We start from the raw sequence: 20,292 nt of genomic DNA on the forward strand, positions 1-20,292 counted from the left end.
AGTGGGTAAAATTCCACAAAATTTACGTAAAACAAGATTCTATGCAGCATCACATTTCAGCTATTACCTTCCTTGTAGACAATTACGATAGCGCTATTGCCTATTTCACCCAAACCCTTAATTTTGCTCTTACCGAAGACAGAGATAAAGGGGAAGGATCGCGGTTTGTATTAGTCACACCGAAAGGCAGTGCAACGTCGCTTTTGTTATCTAAAGCTAAATCGGACGAAGATAAAGCGATGATTGGAAAGCAAGCTGGAGGTAAAGTTTTTATGATTTTACATACCGATGACTTTTGGCGCGATCATCAGTCAATGTGTGATAAAGGCGTTGAATTTTTAGAAACGCCGCGCGAAGAAGCCTACGGTACGGTAGCTATTTTTAAAGATTTTTATGGCAATAAGTGGGATTTACTAGAACCTGCGCCTGCCAACCTTAATTAGGTGTAATTACACCCCTTGGAGATTTGTTTTGTCCCCCATGAAGCGTTCAATCATTACCGACATTGTGGCTATATTGGCCATTGCGATATTAATTGCGACGGCGTTTTATGGGCTTGAAGCCAGAAAAGAAGTTATCTATTTATGTGATAACTTCACGCCAGGGGTATCGAAAAATAGTGTTGAACGACAATTAAATACCACTGATTTATTAGTATGGGATACCGAATTTTTAGCGGTTGGTAGCCGCATAGTGGCCTATAGCCCACTAAACTTCGGTTACATGCACTGCCGCGTTGAGTTCAACAGACAAGACATTGTGGTGTTTTCAGTGGTGGAATAGCCCACTTTTCGCTCACAAATGGTGCAGCATTTACAAGCCAGCAACTTATTGTTTACCCTGCAGTTAAAAGTCGTAAAGCTGCGCGTACCATTAGATTTTAAGTTCAGCATGTTATCTAACCACAACCCTGTATACCCTAGCAGCGTAAACGTATAATTACAGCGTGTCTTATCAACTAAGAATCGCCACTTATGCAAAACTCCAATCACAGTGTTATCGAAGATATCTTTGCATTAGTTAGTGCCGGATTGTTCGTGGCATTTGGTGTATTTCTGTTCCAATCGCAAGATTTGATGGTAGGTGGCGCTGCGGGTATCGCATTGCTGGGAACTTACGCGATTGATATGGACTTCGGTGTTCTATTCTTCCTAATCAACTTGCCCTTTTATACCCTTGCATGGACTCGCATCAGTAAGCGCTTCACGCTGAATACGTTTATTTCTGTGACCACGGTGTCTATTCTGACTGAGCAGATCCCAGCCTTCGTCGACATTTCTAGTATTAACCCTATTTTTGCTGCCATTTTAGGTGGCTTGCTTATTGGTGTAGGCATGCTGATCATGTTCAGACACAGCTCTAGCTTAGGCGGTTTAGGAATTTTAGCGTTCTATTTGCAATCTCGATTTAATATTCGCGCCGGTACGTTTCAACTTACGGTAGATAGCGTTATTTTGCTTTGCGGGCTTTTCTTTATTCCATGGCATCTAGTGCTTATATCAATTCTAGCCGCGTTCTGCTTGAATATGGTCATTTCGTTAAACCATCGTCCAGAGCGTTATATCCCTGCGAAAAAAGAGAGTGTAAAGTCACCTGAAAAAAAGGGGCCTAGCGTGCAGTCGTGTGCAACAGTAAACACTAATCTACACGCGCAAAACAACTAATCTGTTCATGTTTCGCCTGCACTAAACGTAAAAAACCCGGCCATATTAATGCCGGGTTTTTATATTATTTCTAACGTAACGCTTTGTATCCTTGTCGCTACCCTACTGCTTTTTTCTGCACAGGCTTAAACGGTCGACTTACTAGTCCTCGATTCACCCTAGGGCGAGAAAACGAAGTACGCATACAAACCTCACTTACGTGATATACCCATTACAGTCGAAGATGAAATATTCATCTCAATCCTGAAAGTGGGAGACTAGTATAGGCACAAGCAGGTGAGAAACACCTCATTGTTTCGGTGAATAGTCATTCATCAGCGCATTTACGAGAATGTAAAATACTGTAAATACTAGCGATATTTCACAATCCTAGGTACCCGAGCCGATACTCGGGTTAACAATTCGTAATCTATGCTTCCTGCAGCACCTGCCACCTCATTAATAGGTACATTCTCACCCCAAAGCTCTACCCTATCGCCAATATTGACGTTTGAAATATGAGTAACATCGATGGTGATCATATCCATAGAGACTCGACCTGCCAGACTTGCACGCTGGCCGTTCACCGCAACCGGCGTACCGTTAGGGGAATGTCTTGGGTAACCATCTGCATAGCCAATTCCTACCGTAGCAATGCGGCTATCTTTTTGCGCAACCCAGTTTTGACCATAACCAACTGACTCCCCTTTTGGCACGTCGCGTAGGGCAATAATACTAGAACGTAACGTCATGGTAGGGGCTAATGCCACATTGGCCGTATTAGGCTGGCCGCCGTAAACAGCAATGCCTAAGCGATTCCAATCGCCACGACTTTGTGGCCATTCAATGGTGGCCGGAGAATTAGCAATACTAACAGGTAGCCCTAATTGGCTAACCACCTGACTGAACGCACTTAGCTGCTGTTGAGTGAAGTCGTTACTGGTGTCGTCTGCACAAGATAAGTGTGTGACAAGCACAGTGTCTTTGGTAATAAGCGGCGCGTATTGCTCTACAATGCTTGGTAGCGCGTTAAGGGCAAAACCAAGTCGATGCATGCCACTGTCGGCTTTTAGCCAAATAGTGGGCCGACGGTCTTCGGGACACGCTAACATCCATTCTAATTGCGCTTTATTGTGCATCACTAAAATACATCCATGGGCTGCAGCCATAGCGCATTCTTTAGCTTGGTGTGCACCTTCTAACACTACGATAGGCGCGGTAATCCCCGCCTCTCTAAGTGCAATAGCTTCTTCAATAATCGCTACAGCAAACCGAGGGGATACATGCTGTAGAATACGCGAAACGTTAACTGCACCGTGCCCATAAGCATCTGCTTTTACCACCGCCATAGAACGGCTTGTTGGGGCTAATTCTGCTAATAGTTTAAAGTTACTTAAAATAGCATCAGCGTGAATAATGGCTTGGGTTTGACGGCTCACAGTAAACGAGTAATCCTTTGTATTTGCTTAGGCGCAGAGTGTATCACGAGTTGAATGAATTCGAATTCTCACTATACAAATTTATGAACGCAACGTACGAACAATTCTTCTATTACCTAAAGCACTGAGCTTTACATCTTGTAGGTGTACGACTAGTGGGTTTATGACTTGTTTGTTTGCGCTATAGGTTCGCCACATTATAATGCGTTGTAAATATGTGTAATTTGCTCTTTCTCAATCGTGCAGCAACGAAATGCTAGCCAAGAATTCAAGCATGAATGTATTTATGCTTGAACTTATATATAGCAAATTAACTCCCCTTGTCTTTCGTAAGGTATCACCATGCAGCCCACCGATTCATCACGCAGTATTCATCACCTGGCTAAAGATTTAGAACGGGTAGTGTCTGAAGGGCGAAACCCCAATACTGTAGATATTGATACCCTTTCAACAGAAGGGATGTTGGCACGAATTAATCACGAAGACGCCAAAGTAGCACCAAGTGTAGCAACAGAAATTCCTGTCATCGCCAAAGTGGTAGACGCCGCGGCACAAAGCATCGCAAAAGGCGGACGACTTATTTATATAGGCGCTGGTACCAGTGGCAGGCTAGGTATTTTAGATGCAGCTGAATGCAGGCCGACTTTCAGTGTGCCAGATGGTGTTGTAGTAGGCATTATTGCTGGCGGCGAACGTGCGGTTTTACATGCGGTTGAAGGGGCTGAAGATAATCGAGAAGCCGGCAAGCAAGACGTTATTAATATTACGCTTAGTCAACACGACACGCTGGTTGGGTTGTCGGCAAGCGGGCGCACACCTTACGTCTCAGGCGCCCTTGCTTATGCGCAATCTATTGGTGCGACGACAGCGGCTATTGCCTGTAGCCCTAGCTCAGCCATATTTGAACATGCCGATGTTGTCATTTGCCCAGTGGTTGGCCCTGAGGCTCTTACTGGTTCAACAAGAATGAAATCAGGCACTGCGCAAAAACTGGTACTTAACATGATTAGCACCGCCACCATGATCAAGCTGGGCAAAACCTTTGAAAACTTAATGGTGGATGTAAACGCGACCAACGAAAAGCTTAAGGCTCGCGCCCTTCGCATTGTGATGCAAGCCACCGAGTGTAACGAACATGATGCAGCTGACGCGCTAAAAGCGTCGAACAACAATGCAAAGCTGGCTATTTTAATGGTACTAACAGGGGCCAGTGCCGACGACGCGGCAAAACAATTGGTGGCAAGCAATGGCTATTTGCGTCACGCTGTAAAACAACCGCTTTAAAAAGGCCACGTTCATACATGCCTATCAAGTCGCTACTTACATTCGTTTTACTACTAAGCGCTGCTATTACTCTTAGTATGTCAGGCCATGCGCAAACAGTTACTCATGCCCAAACAGTTGCTAGGGCCAAAACCCATGATAAGGCTGAAGTTGCAGAAAGTAGGTTACAAGTAGGCGCGGCGCAATTTAATGAATACCTGCCCTTACTTGAAGGTAAGCGAGTTTCACTGGTGGTAAACCAAAGCTCTATCATCAAAAGCTCGATTGTAAAAAGCTCTACTATAACTAACAGTTCGCCGGAGTCTACCCACTTAGTCGACGCGCTGCTAAATCGTGATATCAATGTGGTGAGTATTATGTCACCCGAGCATGGCTTTCGCGGCAAAGCGGGAGCGGGTGAAAAAATAGATAACGATGTTGATGTTAAAACTGGCCTGCCTATTCACTCCCTTTACGGTAAAACGAAAAAGCCGACGGCCGACATGTTAGCCAACATCGATATTCTGGTGTTCGACATTCAAGATGTAGGCGTGCGCTTTTATACGTATTTAAGTACTTTACACTACGTACTAGAGACCGCTGCCCAGGCACACATTCCGGTAATAGTTTTAGATAGACCCAATCCTAACGGTGCCTTCACTGATGGCCCTATTTTACAGCCGGATTATGCTTCGTTTGTAGGCATGCACGCCATTCCTGTATTGCACGGTATGACCTTAGGTGAGCTAGCGCTAATGATAGTGGGTGAACAATGGATTACGACCGATGCCATTGATGCCATTGAAGGGAAGCAGCTAGCGCAGCAGCATCAATTTAAGCCGCAGGCGTTTCAGCCCGAGCCGCAGGCGTTTCAGCCCGAGCCGCAGGCGCTTTTAACGGTTATTCCCGTGGCAAATTACCATAAACAAATGCCTTACTCTTTGCCTGTTGCCCCCAGTCCAAATTTACCCAATGATGCTGCTATTGCCTTATATCCCACTCTTTGCTTTTTTGAGGGCACGGACGTAAGCGTTGGTAGAGGCACTAATCTTCCTTTTCAACTTATTGGCCACCCTGTTGTAGCGCTTGGCGATGAAAATATAGACGTTGCTACGAATCAAGCCGCCCCCTCGCCTAAACACAATAACACCACCCTGAAGGCTTCGTTTATGACAGAAGCCTCCTTTTCAGGGTTAGATATTGATGTATTGCTTAACGCTTATGCCCAGTTTAACGAACAAGACATTACTTTTTTCACTCGCCCAGATTTTTTCGATAAATTAGCCGGTACGGATTCATTACGACAGGCCATTATCGCGGGGAAAACTAGCACTCAAATACAAGCTAGTTGGGCAGAAGGCTTAGCCGTATTTAAACAGCTTCGCTCCCCCTATTTACTTTACCCGTTAACGGCTTCTGAATTGCCTAACGACGTAAAAGCCCGTGTTAAAATCATCAATATGAAAGCAGCCACGTACCATGAATAGCACTAACACGATGGGAAACGCCGAGACTAAGCAGGCGGTGGATAACGCAGCTAATAATTTTGATGCTTTTTTAATGGGTATCGGTGAATGGTTAGCACCTGATAATATTATTAGCGACAAACCTAGGCTAATTGCCCTTGCTACTGATGCCAGCTTTTACACTAAGATACCCAAGCTAGTGATTAAAGTACCCAGTATTCAGGCTATGTGCCGCATATTGGCAATGGCGAATCGCTTAAGTATCGCCCTGACATTTCGCGCGGCAGGCACCAGTTTATCTGGTCAAGCAATTACCGACTCCGTATTGGTCATGCTGACGCCAGATTGGCAGCAGTTTGAGGTAATAGATAACGGCGAGGCAATATCGTTAGCGCCGGGTATCATTGGCGCGAAGGCGAATCGAATATTGGCAGGCTATGGCCGGAAAATTGGACCAGATCCGGCTTCCATTAATGCCTGCAAGGTCGGCGGTATTGCAGCGAATAATGCGTCGGGCATGTGCTGTGGGGTAAAGAACAATTCGTATCACACCCTACGCCACATTCACATATTATTGCCTGACGGTAGTGAAGTGAATACGGCTGATGCGCAAAGCGTTGCCGCGTTCGAGCAAAGCCACAGTGCTTTGTTAGCTTCCCTTGCTGCCCTTCGCAACACGCTATTAAAAAATTCGGCATTGACTGAAAAAGTACGCTATCAGTATCGCCTTAAAAATACCATGGGCTACGGCCTCAATGCCTTACTTGATTACGAAAACCCGCTAGATATTTTTACTCACCTAATGATTGGTTCAGAAGGTACGTTGGGCTTCATTGCCAACATTACCTACAACACAGTGCTTTTGCCTCGGGCGCGAGAAACCGGTTTATATCTATTTAAAGATTTTAAAGCAGCATGTGCGGTTATTCCTGCGCTAAAAGCCTGCGATGTAGATGCGGTAGAGTTAATGGATGCCAGAGCATTGCGCGCAGTAGCGCCACTGTTAGATGAAGTAGTAGGAAGCAAAGGTAATCACAATGCTAGCAATCATAATATTAGTAACCTAGATGCTGTTGCCCTACTCATTGATGTGGGCGCACCTTCACAGGCTGAACTTAATTCTACGCTTAAGACAGTACGCAACATTTTAATCCTGCCAGCATCGGGGTTAAGCAAAGAAAATGAGCCCACCTCTAACCAAAATCAGAAGCACGGACAGCCTCTGCAAGATTTTACTGCAGAGCCCCGCATCATTGAAAAACTGTGGAATATTCGAAAAGGGTTATTTCCAGCGGTAGGAGCAGTAAGACCTACTGGCACCACGGTCATTATCGAAGACGTGGCTTTTCCACTTGAAAGCTTGGCCGATGGGTTAAATGCGTTAGTCGACTTATTCGAAAAGCACGATTACCACGACGGCATTATTTTTGGTCATGCACTCGATGGCAATGTGCACTTTGTGTTTAGCCAAGGGTTCAATACCCCAGATGAAGTCAGCCGCTACCGGGCCTTTATGGCAGACATAAGCGTGCTAGTGACACAGCGCTTTGCGGGTAGTTTAAAAGCCGAGCATGGTACGGGGCGTAATATGGCACCGTTTCTTACTGCACAGTGGGGTGATGAAGGCGTGGCGTTAATGCGCTCGTTAAAAGACATTATCGACCCTAAAGGTATTTTAAACCCAGGCGTTATTTTAAATGACGATCCTCAAGCGCATATTACCCACTTAAAACCGATGCCAGCAGTGCAAGACACTGTTGATGCCTGTATTGAGTGCGGCTTTTGCGAACCTCAGTGCCCCTCACTTAATTATACCTTGTCGCCCCGTCAACGTATTGCACTTAAGCGGCGACAAACGTCTTTGACAGAACCTGAAGTTATTACTGAAATTAGCGAAGCGTTTTCACATTTAGCCGTAGATAGCTGCGCGGCAACTGGGTTATGTGCAAGTGCTTGTCCGGTAGGCATTGATACTGGGCAGTGGATAAAGCAAATACGTGGCCAGCGCGCTAATGGTCGTGCTACCCAATTAGTGAGTGACCTTGCTGCTAAACATACTGATAAGGCGTTATCAATTGCTCGCTTTACACTAAATACCGGTCATAAAGTAAAAGGCGTGATTGGCGAAAAGGCGTTCAATCGTATTACAGACGCACTTCATTTACCGCAGCTTTACAATAGTATTCCTAAAGCTTCGCAGTATAAAAGCAATTCCTTGCAAGATCATACTAACACCTTGCAAGAGCATAAGGGGGCAGAGCTTAATGCCTTAACCCATGCTAATGGACAAGCGTCTGACGTTGATAAAGTAGCTGAAATAGAAGCTGGATACCCACTTGAAGTACCCCCTAATTTAGGGCGGCCAGACTGCTCTGAGAATGAGCATGAGGGAGAACGCGAGAAAGCTCATGAGAAAGCGCTTTCCAATGTACTTTCTCAAGCGGCATCTCAAGCGTCATTGAAGGTGGTTTACATGGTAAGTTGCCCAAGCAAAGTTTTCAGTGGTAACGCTAATGAAAAAAGCGTCATCCAGGCTGTGATTTCTTTGTGTAAAAAGGCCAATGTCGACGTGGTATTTTCCAGCGCAAATGGCCTTTGTTGCGGTCAACCTTGGGACAGTGAAGGTAAAGCGAGCACCGCAAGCGATAAACTCACGGCATGGAAACAAGAAGCTTATACACTTTCAGAGCAAGGGCGTTGGCCGGTCATCATTGACAACAGCGCTTGTGCTTACAACGTAACATCAAAAAGCATTAAGAACTCACAGCCTAATAATGTAGAAACATTCGAAGTAAGCGAGTATTTACTTCACCACATTTCACGTCGTGTAAGGGTGGTTAAAACTGATGCCCCTATAATGCTACACATAGGGTGTTCAAGTACTAAGCTAGATGCAGGCGTTGCTATTAACGCTTTGGCGAACCTTTGCACTTCAAACGTTATTATTCCTTCTGACATTACCTGTTGCGGCTTTGCGGGGACTAAAGGCTTTACTACTCCAAGGCTGAATGAAAGTGCACTGGCACCACTTGCCAGTCAGGTGCCTAAAGATTGTTATAGAGGAGTGTCGAATAGTGCGACTTGTGCTATTGGGTTAAGCCAGCACAGTGGAGTGGTCTATTCACACATTGCGGTGCTGCTCGACGAGATCAGCCAGCCGCTTCTCTAACGTCGCTTTGTGTGTTTTCAATTGTTCTTTTTCATCACCCTCTGCGGTTTCAAGTTGCGTACTGATCGCCGCAATTTGCTCGGCTAGACCTTCTCGATTTTTCTCATGCTGTTCAGCTTCTTCTGCTTTATCAAAAATTATTGCTTCGGGATGATTTTCCTCTTCGTCCTGAGAAGCAGCAGCCCCTTTTGATGAGCCAGGTTGCCGAGGAATCATTTGCAGCCCTTCAGGTTGAGGTCGCTGATTCATGAAAGTGGGTGATACAATTTCAATACCCGTATTGTGCAAAGCATCAAGTACCGATTTATGTAGTCGAGAGCGTGCACTTAGCATACTTTTGACTTCTTTGAGCAAGCCAGCAACTCGGTAGCTTACTGAGAAATCACCTAAGAATATCACCTGAACAAAAGGGTCCTCTAATTCAGCATTGGCCGCCGCAGTGAGTAAGTGCTTCTCAACCTCCGAATAATGAACGTCGTAACCTAAACTTAAGTCAACCGAGATAATCGCCCCCGATGCACGGGTTACTCTTACTGGCGTGTTCACCATTAATGTGTTCGAAAAAGCAATTAGCTCTCGGGTTTCTGTTTGAATTTCGGTATCTAGCAAGCCCATCTCAGCTACCCTTCCGCTGTAATCTTCTACGCGAATAAAGTCGCCAACTTTAAAGGGTTTGTTAACCCGTAATACCAATCCAGCCATCAGATTTCCCACCATGGTGGTAGATGAAAATGCGATGACACCCGATAGTAAAACACCAATTAACGCGATGACCTGATTGCGTGTACTCTCGTTCACCGGAAGTGCCATGGAGATGGCCACCAAACCTACAATAGTAAGTACTAACAAAGTTACTTGGCGTGGCAATTTTTGCTCACTGGTTAGGTGAGATTGCCGCGCAAGTAGCACGTAATGAAGCGCACCTAAACCCACCACCACCAGCACAATTGCTAGTACTAATGGAATAAAAGGAATCAGAAAAGCGACTACTACATCCACACTGAAACTCCGTTTTTTCTTATAACCAAGTCACATCTAACTTAGTTTTTGCTTCAGCCCGCTAACAATGCCGGCTGTCAATTACTTAATTTAATCTAACAACGTCAATTACTTGCATGCACGGCTAAATTCACTGAGTGCCTTCTATTTGTTCGGCTCTATGACACAAACACTATTTAGAAGCGCCCTTCCACTGAACCGGCACATAATCATTGGGTCTGTTCAGGCCTAATAAGGTTTCTACCAAAGCATCAAAAATTGGGCTGTATACCTCACTATCTACGTTGTAACTGAATGTAGCAATAGCGATATCGGTGTGTGGCTGCATTTCTTTAGCTATATAGGGCATACGAAGGGGCACTAAAACTGTGCTAAGCCCTTGTTTTTTCGCTTGTTGCAACGCTGATTTAATAAAACTATGTACATCGCCTAGTGGCGTCCTGGCAGCCAGCGCTTCTTCGCTATCGAAGCCTTTCATTTCATAAACGGCATGTTGCGGAGAGATGTCCCCCACTATAAGTAGGTCGGCGTGCTTTAATGCATATTCAAAGGTTGCTTTGTTTGGAAGCTTGGTAAGCGGCAAACATGCCATTCCTACTTTTGGCGCAATACTAGATAAGCTTTTTTCAAGCGCTAAACATCTGAGCGCATCGGGCATTATTGCCAACCATGTTTTCTGTGTAACAGGGAGTTTTTTAGCGCCAAAAAGGGTGGTAATTGCCGCTTTAGAAAGCGCTTTCTCGAGTTGAATATTTCTTGTTTTCTTCGCTTTATTATCTACGTCAGAAACCCACCAAGAAAGCGCTTTCTCCGAGTAGCTATTTAGGTTAAATTCAGCCTTTAGTAACGCAATGCGTTGCAAGGAAGTCGCAAGCTGTATTGAGGGTATTTCGCCACTGCTTATTCGCTCACTTACCTTACCCATTAATGCAGCAAACATTTTAATATCTTGCGGGGTTCTAATGGTGAAAGGCATCAGGGCAATGTCGGCACCCGCTTGATAAGCTTTGATCATGGCATCTTCGGGAGAGAAGTATTTAGCAATGCCCGCCATATCCAATGCATCGGTAACGACTACCCCTTTATAACCCAATTCATTTCGCAATACGTCATGGAGTATTTTACGGGACAAGGTTGCAGGAATTGTCATCACCCTACCCAGTTTGTCTTTTACAGTTGTGCTATCCAATGATGGGTATTGGATATGCGCACTCATCAACATACCTGGTGGGTTACCACCGCTGATAATTCGGCTGAACGGCAATAGGTCACCTTTTAGCGCTTGCGCTTTTGAATGCTTAACGTTGGGCAAACCCGTGTGACTGTCCGTTTGTGTATCGCCATGGCCAGGAAAATGTTTAATCGCACTTATTACACCGCTTGATTGCAACCCATCTACAAACGATTGCCCTAGTACCGCAACATCGCTAGGCGTTCCGCCAAAACTACGTACATTAATAACTGGGTTTTTAGGCTCGCTGTTAATATCTACCGACGGGGCGAAATTGGTATTTATTCCTAAGGAACTTAAGCTACTGCCAATGCCTTTCGCTACGTTTTCAGCAAAAGCTGTGCCGTGCTGATAATAGCTTGCCCCTATTGCTAAGTTTCCAGGGAAAGGCGTGAGCATAGCAGAGGGTAAGCGAGCAACTCGTCCCCCTTCTTGATCTACTGCAATAAATAGCGGTGGCAACTTCGCTTTCGCCATAGCCTGTTGCATGGCGTAATTCAGCTCTATTAACTGCTTGTTGGTTTTAATGTTTTCAGAAAACAAAATAACGCCCCCAATATTGTGGGTGACGAGTAAGTCTTTAAGCGCATCGGGTAGCGTGGTTACCGACTTTTTGCATGCTTTTGAGCTAGTACCATCATCGCAGTAGAAACGAAAATCGAGAATTATTTTCTGTCCAACGGATTGCTTTATTTGTTCGTGTTGGCTGAGTTGATTCGCATAAACGCTAGGTAGCATGAGCATGCATAGACTAAGCAGGAACGTGTAATGTAAAAATTTGACGAGTAATGGAAAAAGGCGCAAACAGGATCCTAGTAGTTTTTATTAATAGTTTAAACAGTGACATTCTTTGTAGCTATACCAATAGCTCCATCAGTAGCTATACCAGTATCATTGCCAGTAGTTGTGCTAATAGCGTTGTTAGTAGTATTAGCAACAACTGTTATTTTATTTGCCGTTGACAGGGTAAGTACAACGATGCGTTACGCTTTGATACGCATATTAATTGCCATGGTATCAAAAACCAATGCATACAGAATAAATACGTGTCATTCTGTGGAATTAACCGTGTGCTCTGCGGTACGCTTATCGCTATTGCTCATGTTAATGCACATGAATTGTTATTCAACGTGCCGTTTATTAGCAAGTCGTTCGTTTCACGTTCACAAACAGCGTCGTTTAAATTTAGTGTCAACGTTTAAGCTCAGATATTCGCTTTTAAGCGAATGGCAGTATTTCACAATAATAAAGTATGGAAAGTAGTATGGATTGGGTATCAATTATCCCCCCATTGGTTGCGATCATTGTCGTATTCTGGAAAAAAGAAGTTATATTGGCATTGCTGTTAGCGGTGCTGTGCTCTGAAGCACTTATTTTGTTAACGGCAAGTCCTGCCACCAGCTTTCTTGCGCCAATCAATGCTATAGAACGCGTAGTCGATACCGCTTCCAGCCCTGGTAATACCCGAGTCATTCTATTTTCTGTATTAGTGGGCGCACTGCTGGCGTTTATTCGCGACTCTGGCGGTGTAACAGCTACCGTTAACTACTTAGTAGGCAAAGGCGTTGCCAAGAATAAGAAACAGGTTGGCAGCCTTACTATGTTTACCGGTATCGCGGTATTTATAGAATCGAATTTAAGTGTGCTAACGGCAGGTATTTTTGCCCGAGGGTTATTCGACCGCTTCGGCATGAGCCGCGCTCGCTTAGCGTATATTATCGACTCCACCAGCGCACCAGTATGCATACTCATTTTACTCAATGGTTGGGGGGCTTTCATTTTAAGCTTGCTCGACACTTACGAGCTGCCAGCATCTTCAGCCTCAATATTATGGGGCAGTGTATTTTTTAACTTTTACGCTATTTTTACCTTGCTGATTGTGGCTTACACCATAGCCGCAGACAAAGTGCACGGCCCATTGGCAGTGGAAGAGAAAACCCTATCGAAAACAGACATTCCCCAACAAACAGAAACGGCTACCAAAGCGCGTTATATGTTAGTGCCATTACTTACTATGGTATTAAGCATGGTGGGCTTTATGTTTTGGACGGGTAACGGCACTTTATCTGAAGGCAGTGGCAGTAAATCTGTGCTTTATGCCACGGCACTTGCCACCGCTATTGCTTATGGCCTTTTACTTTGGCACAAACGCTTCACACATAAAGAAGCGGTGGAAATCGGCTTTAAAGGCATGGGGGAACTGCTTCCCCTTGTCACCATTGTGCTGCTGTCTCTTACCTTAGGGAATAGTTTAAAAGACTTAGGCACAGGTGTATTTGTGGCAGGTGTGGTGGGTGAATACCTTCCCCTTGTTTTCATCGTACCTATGCTGTTTATTGCAGGGGCGGTAATGTCGTTTACCACAGGCACCTCATGGGGCACCTTTGCTATTCTTATTCCTATTGGCGTGCCGTTAATTCAAACCCTTGGATTACCGCCTTCATTAGTGGTTGCGGCTATTTTAGGCGGCGGTATTTTTGGCGATCACTGTTCGCCTATTTCCGATACCACTGCCGTGTCGTCATTAGCCGCAGGCTGTGATGTATTAACCCATGTAAAAACCCAGTTCCCTTACGCGCTTGTGGCCGGCGGGTTAACTTTGGTGGGTTATCTTATTGCCAGCATTATTATGATTGGCTAGCGCTAAGTCTATTTTCACAGTTCTAATAATAATTTTTATCAAAAGTTTTCAATTTTAAGGAGTTAGGCGGTGTTGAAGAAAACGTTTTTTCTGTTCTCATTTGTAATTCTGACAGCGTGTAGTCAAACAGGCGTTGAAGTAACGCAAACTCAACAGCAAGCCGTCGCGATGCCCGATACCTTTAGTGCCGACGCCGCGTATGCTGTTTTAGAAGACGGCGGAAATGCAGTAGATGCTGCTATTACTGCGCAGTTTGTGCTGGCAGTGACTTTACCTGAAGCAGGTAATGTGGGCGGCGGAGGCTTTATGACCATTGCGTTTGAAGGCAGCACTGACTTTCTTGATTACCGCGAAATGGCACCGTCTGATGCACATCGAGATATGTACTTAGATGACGAGGGGGATGTAAAACCTTACGAATCACTCTTTGGCGCCAAAGCAGCAGGTATTCCGGGTACGGTTGCTGGCATGTGGGCTGCACATCAAAAATACGGCAGCTTACCGTGGAGCCGTCTTGTGGCGCCTGCAGTTGAACTGGCTGAAAATGGCTTTTTAGTACCAGAAAAGCTTGCCAGTAACATTACCCGCTATTTAGCTCGTACCCGCAAGCAAGGCTTAAACAGCAACTTTGCTAGTTACTTTGAACACGCCAAAGCCAATACAATGTTCAAGCAACCTGAATTAGCCAGTACGTTAAAAGCGATTCAACAGCATGGCCAAGATGGATTTTACCAAGGCGAGGTTGCCAAGAAAATTGTTTCCTTTATGCAAGAAAACGGTGGGCTAATTAACCACAGTGACCTAGCGGCTTATAAAGCGGTATGGCGTAAACCTCTTGAACTTAATTGGCAAGGCTACACCCTAGTGACAGCACCACCACCAAGCTCAGGCGGCGTAGCTGTGGCGCAGTGGATTGGTATGCTAGAAAGCTACGGCAGCAATCATACTCTGCCAGAACATAACAGCGCCGAATACCTGCATGTTATGTCTGAAATTGGTAAACGCGTATTTGCTGATAGAGCGGAATATCTTGGCGATCCTGACTTTGTTGAAGTACCGGTTGCTGAGCTTGTTGCCCCTGACTATATCAAGGCTCGCGCATCGCTTATTCAACCCAATAGTATTTCAGATACGCCAAGTGTTAAACCTGGCCTAAAAGAAAGCGAAGATACCACCCACTTTTCTATTATGGATAAATGGGGCAACGCGATTGCTAATACCACCACCATTAACCTTACTTTTGGTAGTGGCGTGGTAGTGGCTGGGGCGGGCTTCTTACTTAACGATGAGATGGATGATTTTAGTGCTAAGCCTGGCGTACCTAATTTCTTTGGTGCTGTTGGCGGAGAAGCTAATGCCATTTCGCCTTATAAGCGCATGTTATCTTCAATGACTCCTACCCTAGTAAAACAGGGTGGTGATGTTGTTTTGGCAACCGGTTCACCCGGTGGCACAACCATTATTTCGTCGGTAGCACAGTCGTTGTTAAACGCATTATTGTTCGATTTTGATGCCACAAAATCTGCTAACGCGCCTCGTTTTCACCACCAATTGCTACCTAAAGATACCATTCGTGTCCATCCTGGGTTTGATGAGGCAACATTGACTGAATTAACTGATATGGGTTACACCATAGATGCCCGCCGCTTTGGTGATGTGCACTTAATTAAGCGTACAGCGCAAGGTGTAGAAGCCGCTTCCGAAGCAAGTGGACGCGGTAAAAGCATAGTATCTGCACGTTAGGCACTGTTAGATCATAAGAAAGGAATAGCCATGTATAAGCTATGTCGCACTGTCCATAATTGGCTGGGGCTTATACTGGCGATTCAAATTACCCTTTGGTTCGCCAGTGGTCTGGTGATGGCGTGGCTACCTATTGAAGATGTTCGCGGGGCGCACCTTCGCCATACCGTTCAAGCAAATTGGCAACACGCGACTCAATCTCCACAATCTGTTCTTGCTTCTCATAGTGCTGACGCCACATTAGCGTTAAGCCAGCGGTTGATTGTGAATGAAGATAAACCTCGTGCAATACCTGTCTATACAGTCTCTGAAGTAGTATCTGAAAGCTTTGCTCAGCAGAACACCACTGTTCGCTACAATGCCGTAAATGGGACCATTTTGGCACCACTAAGCGAAACACAAATTCAAAAAGCCGCTAATGTTCAATACGCGGGTACAGGCACCTTGAGTGAAATAGATTTTATTTCCACGTTACCTCAAGAAGTGCAGCAGCTTCCCTCGCCTATCTGGCAAGTGCAATTTAATGATACTGAAAACACACGGCTTTATATCGATCCAAACACTGGTAGCGTACTTCGTGTAAGAACAGACACTTGGCGGTTATTCGATTTTATGTGGATGCTGCATATCATGGATTATGAAGATCGCAGCGATTTTAATCATCCACTTTTGATTGGCTTTTCCGCCAGCGCATTACTTTTCACGCTGACGGGAATCGTGATGTTATGGCAACGCTTTCGACCAAAAAAACCTTTACGATTAAATAGAAGTTAATCAGTTGCAAATAGCTGTTCGATAGAGGCAAAAGCTTTGAACTCCAGTGCATTACCACAGTAGTCCATGAAAAACATAGTAGCTTGCTCGCCCGGCAGCCCCTTAAACCGAATATAAGGTTCAATAACAAATTGAACATCAGCCGCGGTCATTTTGTCAGCCAACGCCTGCCACTGCGGCATATCAAGCACTACGCCAAAATGCGGCACGGGTACGGCATGGCTATCTACCCCATTATGGGAAGGCGCTGACGGCATTTTGTCAACACAATGTGTCACCAACTGATGACCGAAAAAATTCCAATCAATCCATTGGCTGTCACTGCGGCCTTTTTCACAGCCTAACAGTTTTCCATAAAAGGCTTCTGCATTAGCAAGATTACTCACCGGTATTGCTAAATGAAACGGCTGCGCCATACGTTAAGTCCTATAAGAATTTTTTCAGTAACGATAATTTGAATTTAGAAAACGGTGCATAGCGTACGGGTGCATCCAACGCGAAAGCGCGTTTCATCACTGTTTTTAAATGACTAAAGGTATCGAACCCGGCTTGGCCATGGTAGCTCCCCATGCCGCTATTACCCACGCCGCCAAAGGGAAGTTCGGGGTTAGTCATAAATATCATTGTATCGTTAGTGCACACACTGCCAGAGCTGGTTTTTTCAATAATACTATTAAGTACTTTATCACTATCGCTAAAGGCATATAGGGCTAGAGGTTTAGGCCTGTCGTTAATGAAACCGATGGCTTCATCGATAGAGCTCACGGGCACTATGGGTAAAATAGGACCGAAAATCTCTTCTTGCATGATGGCACTGTCTTTCGCAGGGTCGAGCACCAATGTGGGGGTCATGGCAGGTCGTGCTTCATTAATATCACCACCGTAAACCACATTAACCCCATCGAGGTAGCCTTGAAGGCGATGCAAATGGCGGGTATTGATGATATTGCCGTAATCTTTCGACGAAAAAGGGTTTTTACCAAATTGGGATTTAAGCTCTTTTTTAATAGCCTCTATTAGCTTTTGCTCAAAGCCTTTCACCACGAGCACGTAGTCGGGCGCGATACAGGTTTGCCCTGCATTCATCCACTTGCCCCATACAATTCGACGCGCAGTAATTTTCAAGTTGGTACTGCTATCAACAATACAGGGGCTTTTACCGCCCAGTTCTAGTGTAACAGGGGTTAAATGCCTAGCGGCCGCAGACATGACAATTTTACCAACCGCTTCGCCGCCAGTGTAGAAAATATGATCCCATTTACACGCAAGTAGTGCCGATGATTCTTCCTTCCCGCCCTCGATTACCTCTACGCACGAGGTATCCATATATTGGGGAATAAGTTTTGCCACAATCGTTGAGGTTTCAACAGATAATTCGGATGGTTTTAACACCGCACAGTTACCTGCCGCTAATGCGGCAATGTAAGGCGCTAGCAACAACTGAAGTGGGTAATTCCACGCGCCTATAATAAGCACTGTACCCAAAGGTTCTGGTTGCTGAAAGCTCTTACCCGGCCATGCAATAAGCGGAGTTGATACCTTACGAGGCTGCATCCATTTATTTAAATGTTTAAGGGTGTGCTTAATGTCCGATAGCAGAAAGCCATGTTCGGCCACGTAGGCTTCACTTTCGCTTTTGCCTAAATCTTGATGGAGTGCCTGTAAGATCTCTTTTTCGTTTTCAATCAACAGGCGCTTTAGGGCGTCTAATTGACTCTTACGCCATTCTAATGAACGGGTTTTGCCAGATCTAAAACTAGTTTGAAGCGAAGCTACCGTATCGAGAAAGCAAAAACCGGGTTCTACGGCGTGAAGCGTTGGTTGATTAGACATAATACATTCCACCTGCATGTGAAGACTGTTGACCTGCTGGTTTTTAAATTCAAAACCAGTCGCAACCGAATAAGCCAATATTCATGTTATAGTAATGAGGGCAATAAACCACAACCCAATTATTTTGTTAATTAATGTTTAATTATTACCTCAATCTCAGTTTATTGCCTACACAAAAAAGCCCGGTACTTAAAATAAGTACCGGGCTTTCAAATAGCCTAACTAGACGGGGCTAATTTACGCGTCGTATGGGTTGCGTAAAACAATCGTCTCGTTACGATCAGGGCCGGTAGACACGATATCTACAGGAACACCAGTAATATGCTCAAGGCGCTGAATATAATTTTTAGCAGCTTGTGGTAAGCCTTCAAACGTCGTAACACCGTACGTGTTGTCGCTCCAACCTGGCATTTCTTCATACACTGGGGTCACTTTATCGTAACCGTCAGCCGCCATAGGAGGAACATCTTTCACGTTACCGTCTGCATCTTTATAACCGATACAAATTTGTAGAGACTCTAAGCCATCAAGTACATCTAATTTGGTTAAGCAAAAACCGGTAATCGAGTTAATCTGTACGGCACGTTTCATTGCTACAGCATCAAACCAACCAGTACGGCGTTTACGGCCTGTAGTTGCACCAAACTCGTGACCTTTAACGCCTAAATGATTACCCACTTCGCAATCAAGCTCAGTAGGGAATGGGCCAGAACCTACACGTGTTGTGTACGCTTTAACAATACCCAATACATAATCTAGCTTTAACGGGCCAAAACCAGCGCCGGTGGCTACGCCGCCAACTGTGGTATTAGAAGATGTTACATAAGGATACGTACCGTGATCGATATCAAGCAATGTACCTTGCGCACCTTCGAACATAATTGGCAAACCCGCTTTATGGGCTTTATCTAGTTCGTCAGTTACATCAACCACCATCGCTTTAAGAATATCAGCAACGGCCAGGGCACCTTTTAAGGTTTCATCGAAATCGACGGCTTCTTCACCATAGTATTTAGTCAATGTGAAGTTGTGTACATCAAGTACTTCTTTGAGCTTAGCCGCAAAGTCTTCTGCATTGAATAAATCGCCTACGCGTAAACCACGGCGAGCCACTTTATCTTCGTAAGCGGGTCCAATACCACGACCGGTAGTACCAATCGCTTTAGCACCACGGGCTTTTTCACGCGCTACATCTAAAGCAATGTGATAAGGAAGAATAAGCGGGCATGCTTCACTGATTTTCAGTCGCTCACGTACCGGAACGCCACGCTCTTCAAGCATAGTCATTTCAGTCATTAATGCGTCTGGGCTAAGTACTACGCCGTTACCAATAATACAGGTAACGTTGTCACGCAGGATGCCTGATGGGATTAAGTGAAGAACGGTCTTTTCACCGTCGATTACTAGAGTATGACCTGCATTGTGACCGCCTTGATAGCGAACCACATATTTTGCTCGATCAGTAAGTAGATCTACTACTTTGCCTTTACCCTCGTCACCCCATTGAGTGCCGAGTACCACAACGTTCTTTGCCATGAATCATATTGTGTAAGAAAATTAGGCGGGGATTCTATCAAAATTTTATACCCTTTATCATCTGTTTTATGCGCAAAAATGCGCCAGTTATTGGAAATTCATGGTCAATTTCAGTCTGTAACTCGCTAAGCATTTGTATACCCTAACTATTTTTAGTTACGCATTTAAACTTATTGTGACAAGTAAAAAAGACAAACCACACCGATGACAACCAATACACCACCGGTTTGACGCAACTGATTGGTCTGCATCTGACTTATTTGCAATAAGTATAAGCGCCAGCGCGTAGGGAATAACAAAGGGCCTATGCCTTCTACAATAAGCACTATTGCTAGCGCGGGCCAAAGCCAGTCCATTTTATACCTCACTGTTTTATCTAAATTATTTTCGTATATCTGCGCCATATATTTTAAAGTCTAGTAGCAGCTAGTGGCGCTTAAAGTAATCACGTAAGCATAGTAATGGCTCATTAGGGATTAACACATACATAAATACCCTATTTTGTTAACCTAATGGTTATTCGAGTATTTTATATTCAACCTACTGAAATTTTTC

At 44.8% G+C, this 20,292-nt stretch carries 16 protein-coding genes; 9 read left to right on the forward strand and 7 right to left on the reverse strand.

Annotated elements, in window-relative coordinates:
• Nucleotides 1-41: 41 nt before the first annotated feature.
• The 3 genes from R1T43_RS18155 (at nt 42) to R1T43_RS18165 (ending at nt 1,664) form a co-directional block, all read left to right on the forward strand.
• The gene (locus R1T43_RS18155; protein ID WP_317350791.1) at nt 42-443 is read left to right on the forward strand and encodes a VOC family protein; all 402 of its coding nucleotides are present in this window, start codon (nt 42-44) and stop codon (nt 441-443) included.
• A 37-nt stretch (nt 444-480) separates the two neighbouring features.
• Nucleotides 481-783 carry a hypothetical protein gene (locus R1T43_RS18160; RefSeq protein ID WP_247670499.1) on the forward strand — a complete coding sequence of 101 codons (303 nt, stop codon included), beginning with the start codon at nt 481-483 and terminating at the stop codon, nt 781-783.
• 191 nt (nt 784-974) lie between these two features.
• Nucleotides 975-1,664: a YitT family protein gene (locus R1T43_RS18165; RefSeq protein ID WP_317350792.1), complete on the forward strand. Its 690-nt coding sequence runs from the start codon at nt 975-977 to the stop codon at nt 1,662-1,664.
• A gap of 350 nt (nt 1,665-2,014) precedes the next feature.
• Here the strand turns inward: R1T43_RS18165 and alr are convergent, their stop codons facing one another.
• Nucleotides 2,015-3,082: an alanine racemase gene (gene alr / locus R1T43_RS18170; protein WP_317350794.1), complete on the reverse strand. Its 1,068-nt coding sequence runs from the start codon at nt 3,080-3,082 to the stop codon at nt 2,015-2,017.
• 342 nt (nt 3,083-3,424) lie between these two features.
• On the opposite strand from alr, the gene murQ reads away from it, so the two are divergent.
• From murQ to R1T43_RS18185, 3 genes are read left to right on the forward strand one after another with little or no spacing between them, the layout of a single operon-like run.
• Complete coding sequence (gene murQ / locus R1T43_RS18175) at nt 3,425-4,366, forward strand: N-acetylmuramic acid 6-phosphate etherase (RefSeq protein WP_317350796.1); 942 nt, start codon at nt 3,425-3,427, stop codon at nt 4,364-4,366.
• 17 nt (nt 4,367-4,383) lie between these two features.
• Nucleotides 4,384-5,832 (forward strand): DUF1343 domain-containing protein, encoded by a 1,449-nt coding sequence (locus R1T43_RS18180; RefSeq protein WP_317350798.1) that lies wholly within the window; start codon nt 4,384-4,386, stop codon nt 5,830-5,832.
• A complete protein-coding gene (locus R1T43_RS18185) occupies nt 5,825-8,980 on the forward strand; it encodes an FAD-binding and (Fe-S)-binding domain-containing protein (RefSeq protein WP_317350800.1) in 3,156 nt (1,051 codons plus the stop codon). The genes R1T43_RS18180 and R1T43_RS18185 overlap by 8 nt, the downstream gene beginning before the upstream one ends.
• Here R1T43_RS18185 and R1T43_RS18190 read toward each other — a convergent pair.
• Nucleotides 8,933-9,979, reverse strand: a complete 1,047-nt coding sequence (locus tag R1T43_RS18190) for a mechanosensitive ion channel family protein (protein ID WP_317350802.1) — start codon at nt 9,977-9,979, stop codon at nt 8,933-8,935. The two genes, R1T43_RS18185 and R1T43_RS18190, sit on opposite strands and share 48 nt — an antisense overlap.
• Before the next feature lie 172 nt (nt 9,980-10,151).
• Entirely contained in the window at nt 10,152-11,948 is a 1,797-nt protein-coding gene (locus R1T43_RS18195) for a glycoside hydrolase family 3 protein (RefSeq protein WP_317350804.1), read from the reverse strand.
• A 526-nt stretch (nt 11,949-12,474) separates the two neighbouring features.
• Between R1T43_RS18195 and R1T43_RS18200 the strand changes: the two genes are divergently transcribed.
• From R1T43_RS18200 to R1T43_RS18210, 3 genes are all read left to right on the forward strand, one after another.
• On the forward strand, nt 12,475-13,851 hold the full coding sequence (locus R1T43_RS18200) for a Na+/H+ antiporter NhaC family protein (RefSeq protein WP_057794231.1): 1,377 nt from the start codon (nt 12,475-12,477) through the stop codon (nt 13,849-13,851).
• 105 nt (nt 13,852-13,956) lie between these two features.
• On the forward strand, nt 13,957-15,594 hold the full coding sequence (gene ggt, locus R1T43_RS18205) for a gamma-glutamyltransferase (RefSeq protein ID WP_317355905.1): 1,638 nt from the start codon (nt 13,957-13,959) through the stop codon (nt 15,592-15,594).
• A 30-nt stretch (nt 15,595-15,624) separates the two neighbouring features.
• Nucleotides 15,625-16,368, forward strand: a complete 744-nt coding sequence (locus tag R1T43_RS18210; RefSeq protein ID WP_317350807.1) for a PepSY-associated TM helix domain-containing protein — start codon at nt 15,625-15,627, stop codon at nt 16,366-16,368.
• On the opposite strand, the gene R1T43_RS18215 is transcribed toward R1T43_RS18210, so the two are convergent.
• The 4 genes from R1T43_RS18215 to R1T43_RS18230 form a co-directional block, all read right to left on the reverse strand.
• Nucleotides 16,365-16,784, reverse strand: a complete 420-nt coding sequence (locus R1T43_RS18215) for a VOC family protein (RefSeq protein WP_317350809.1) — start codon at nt 16,782-16,784, stop codon at nt 16,365-16,367. The two genes, R1T43_RS18210 and R1T43_RS18215, sit on opposite strands and share 4 nt — an antisense overlap.
• A gap of 10 nt (nt 16,785-16,794) precedes the next feature.
• Entirely contained in the window at nt 16,795-18,201 is a 1,407-nt protein-coding gene (locus tag R1T43_RS18220) for an aldehyde dehydrogenase family protein (RefSeq protein WP_317350810.1), read from the reverse strand.
• Between the two features lie 237 nt (nt 18,202-18,438).
• Nucleotides 18,439-19,737, reverse strand: a complete 1,299-nt coding sequence (locus R1T43_RS18225; protein WP_211068929.1) for an adenylosuccinate synthase — start codon at nt 19,735-19,737, stop codon at nt 18,439-18,441.
• A gap of 170 nt (nt 19,738-19,907) precedes the next feature.
• Nucleotides 19,908-20,093, reverse strand: a complete 186-nt coding sequence (locus tag R1T43_RS18230) for a DUF2065 domain-containing protein (RefSeq protein WP_057794241.1) — start codon at nt 20,091-20,093, stop codon at nt 19,908-19,910.
• Between the last annotated feature and the right edge of the window lie 199 nt (nt 20,094-20,292).

This window comes from Alteromonas sp. CI.11.F.A3 (assembly GCF_032925565.1).
In the GTDB taxonomy this organism is placed as follows: Bacteria; Pseudomonadota; Gammaproteobacteria; order Enterobacterales; family Alteromonadaceae; genus Alteromonas.

Bases quoted from the DNA above. Each gene is read 5' to 3' on its own strand.
- R1T43_RS18225 (WP_211068929.1), bottom strand. From the start codon at position 19,737: ATGGCAAAGAACGTTGTGGTACTCGGCACTCAATGGGGTGACGAGGGT.
- R1T43_RS18180 (WP_317350798.1), top strand. From the start codon at position 4,384: ATGCCTATCAAGTCGCTACTTACATTCGTTTTACTACTAAGCGCTGCT.
- R1T43_RS18165 (WP_317350792.1), top strand. From the start codon at position 975: ATGCAAAACTCCAATCACAGTGTTATCGAAGATATCTTTGCATTAGTT.
- R1T43_RS18195 (WP_317350804.1), bottom strand. From the start codon at position 11,948: ATGCTACCTAGCGTTTATGCGAATCAACTCAGCCAACACGAACAAATA.
- R1T43_RS18185 (WP_317350800.1), top strand. From the start codon at position 5,825: ATGAATAGCACTAACACGATGGGAAACGCCGAGACTAAGCAGGCGGTG.
- R1T43_RS18200 (WP_057794231.1), top strand. From the start codon at position 12,475: ATGGATTGGGTATCAATTATCCCCCCATTGGTTGCGATCATTGTCGTA.
- R1T43_RS18220 (WP_317350810.1), bottom strand. From the start codon at position 18,201: ATGTCTAATCAACCAACGCTTCACGCCGTAGAACCCGGTTTTTGCTTT.
- R1T43_RS18210 (WP_317350807.1), top strand. From the start codon at position 15,625: ATGTATAAGCTATGTCGCACTGTCCATAATTGGCTGGGGCTTATACTG.
- R1T43_RS18230 (WP_057794241.1), bottom strand. From the start codon at position 20,093: ATGGACTGGCTTTGGCCCGCGCTAGCAATAGTGCTTATTGTAGAAGGC.
- murQ (WP_317350796.1), top strand. From the start codon at position 3,425: ATGCAGCCCACCGATTCATCACGCAGTATTCATCACCTGGCTAAAGAT.
- R1T43_RS18215 (WP_317350809.1), bottom strand. From the start codon at position 16,784: ATGGCGCAGCCGTTTCATTTAGCAATACCGGTGAGTAATCTTGCTAAT.
- R1T43_RS18160 (WP_247670499.1), top strand. From the start codon at position 481: ATGAAGCGTTCAATCATTACCGACATTGTGGCTATATTGGCCATTGCG.
- R1T43_RS18155 (WP_317350791.1), top strand. From the start codon at position 42: ATGCAGCATCACATTTCAGCTATTACCTTCCTTGTAGACAATTACGAT.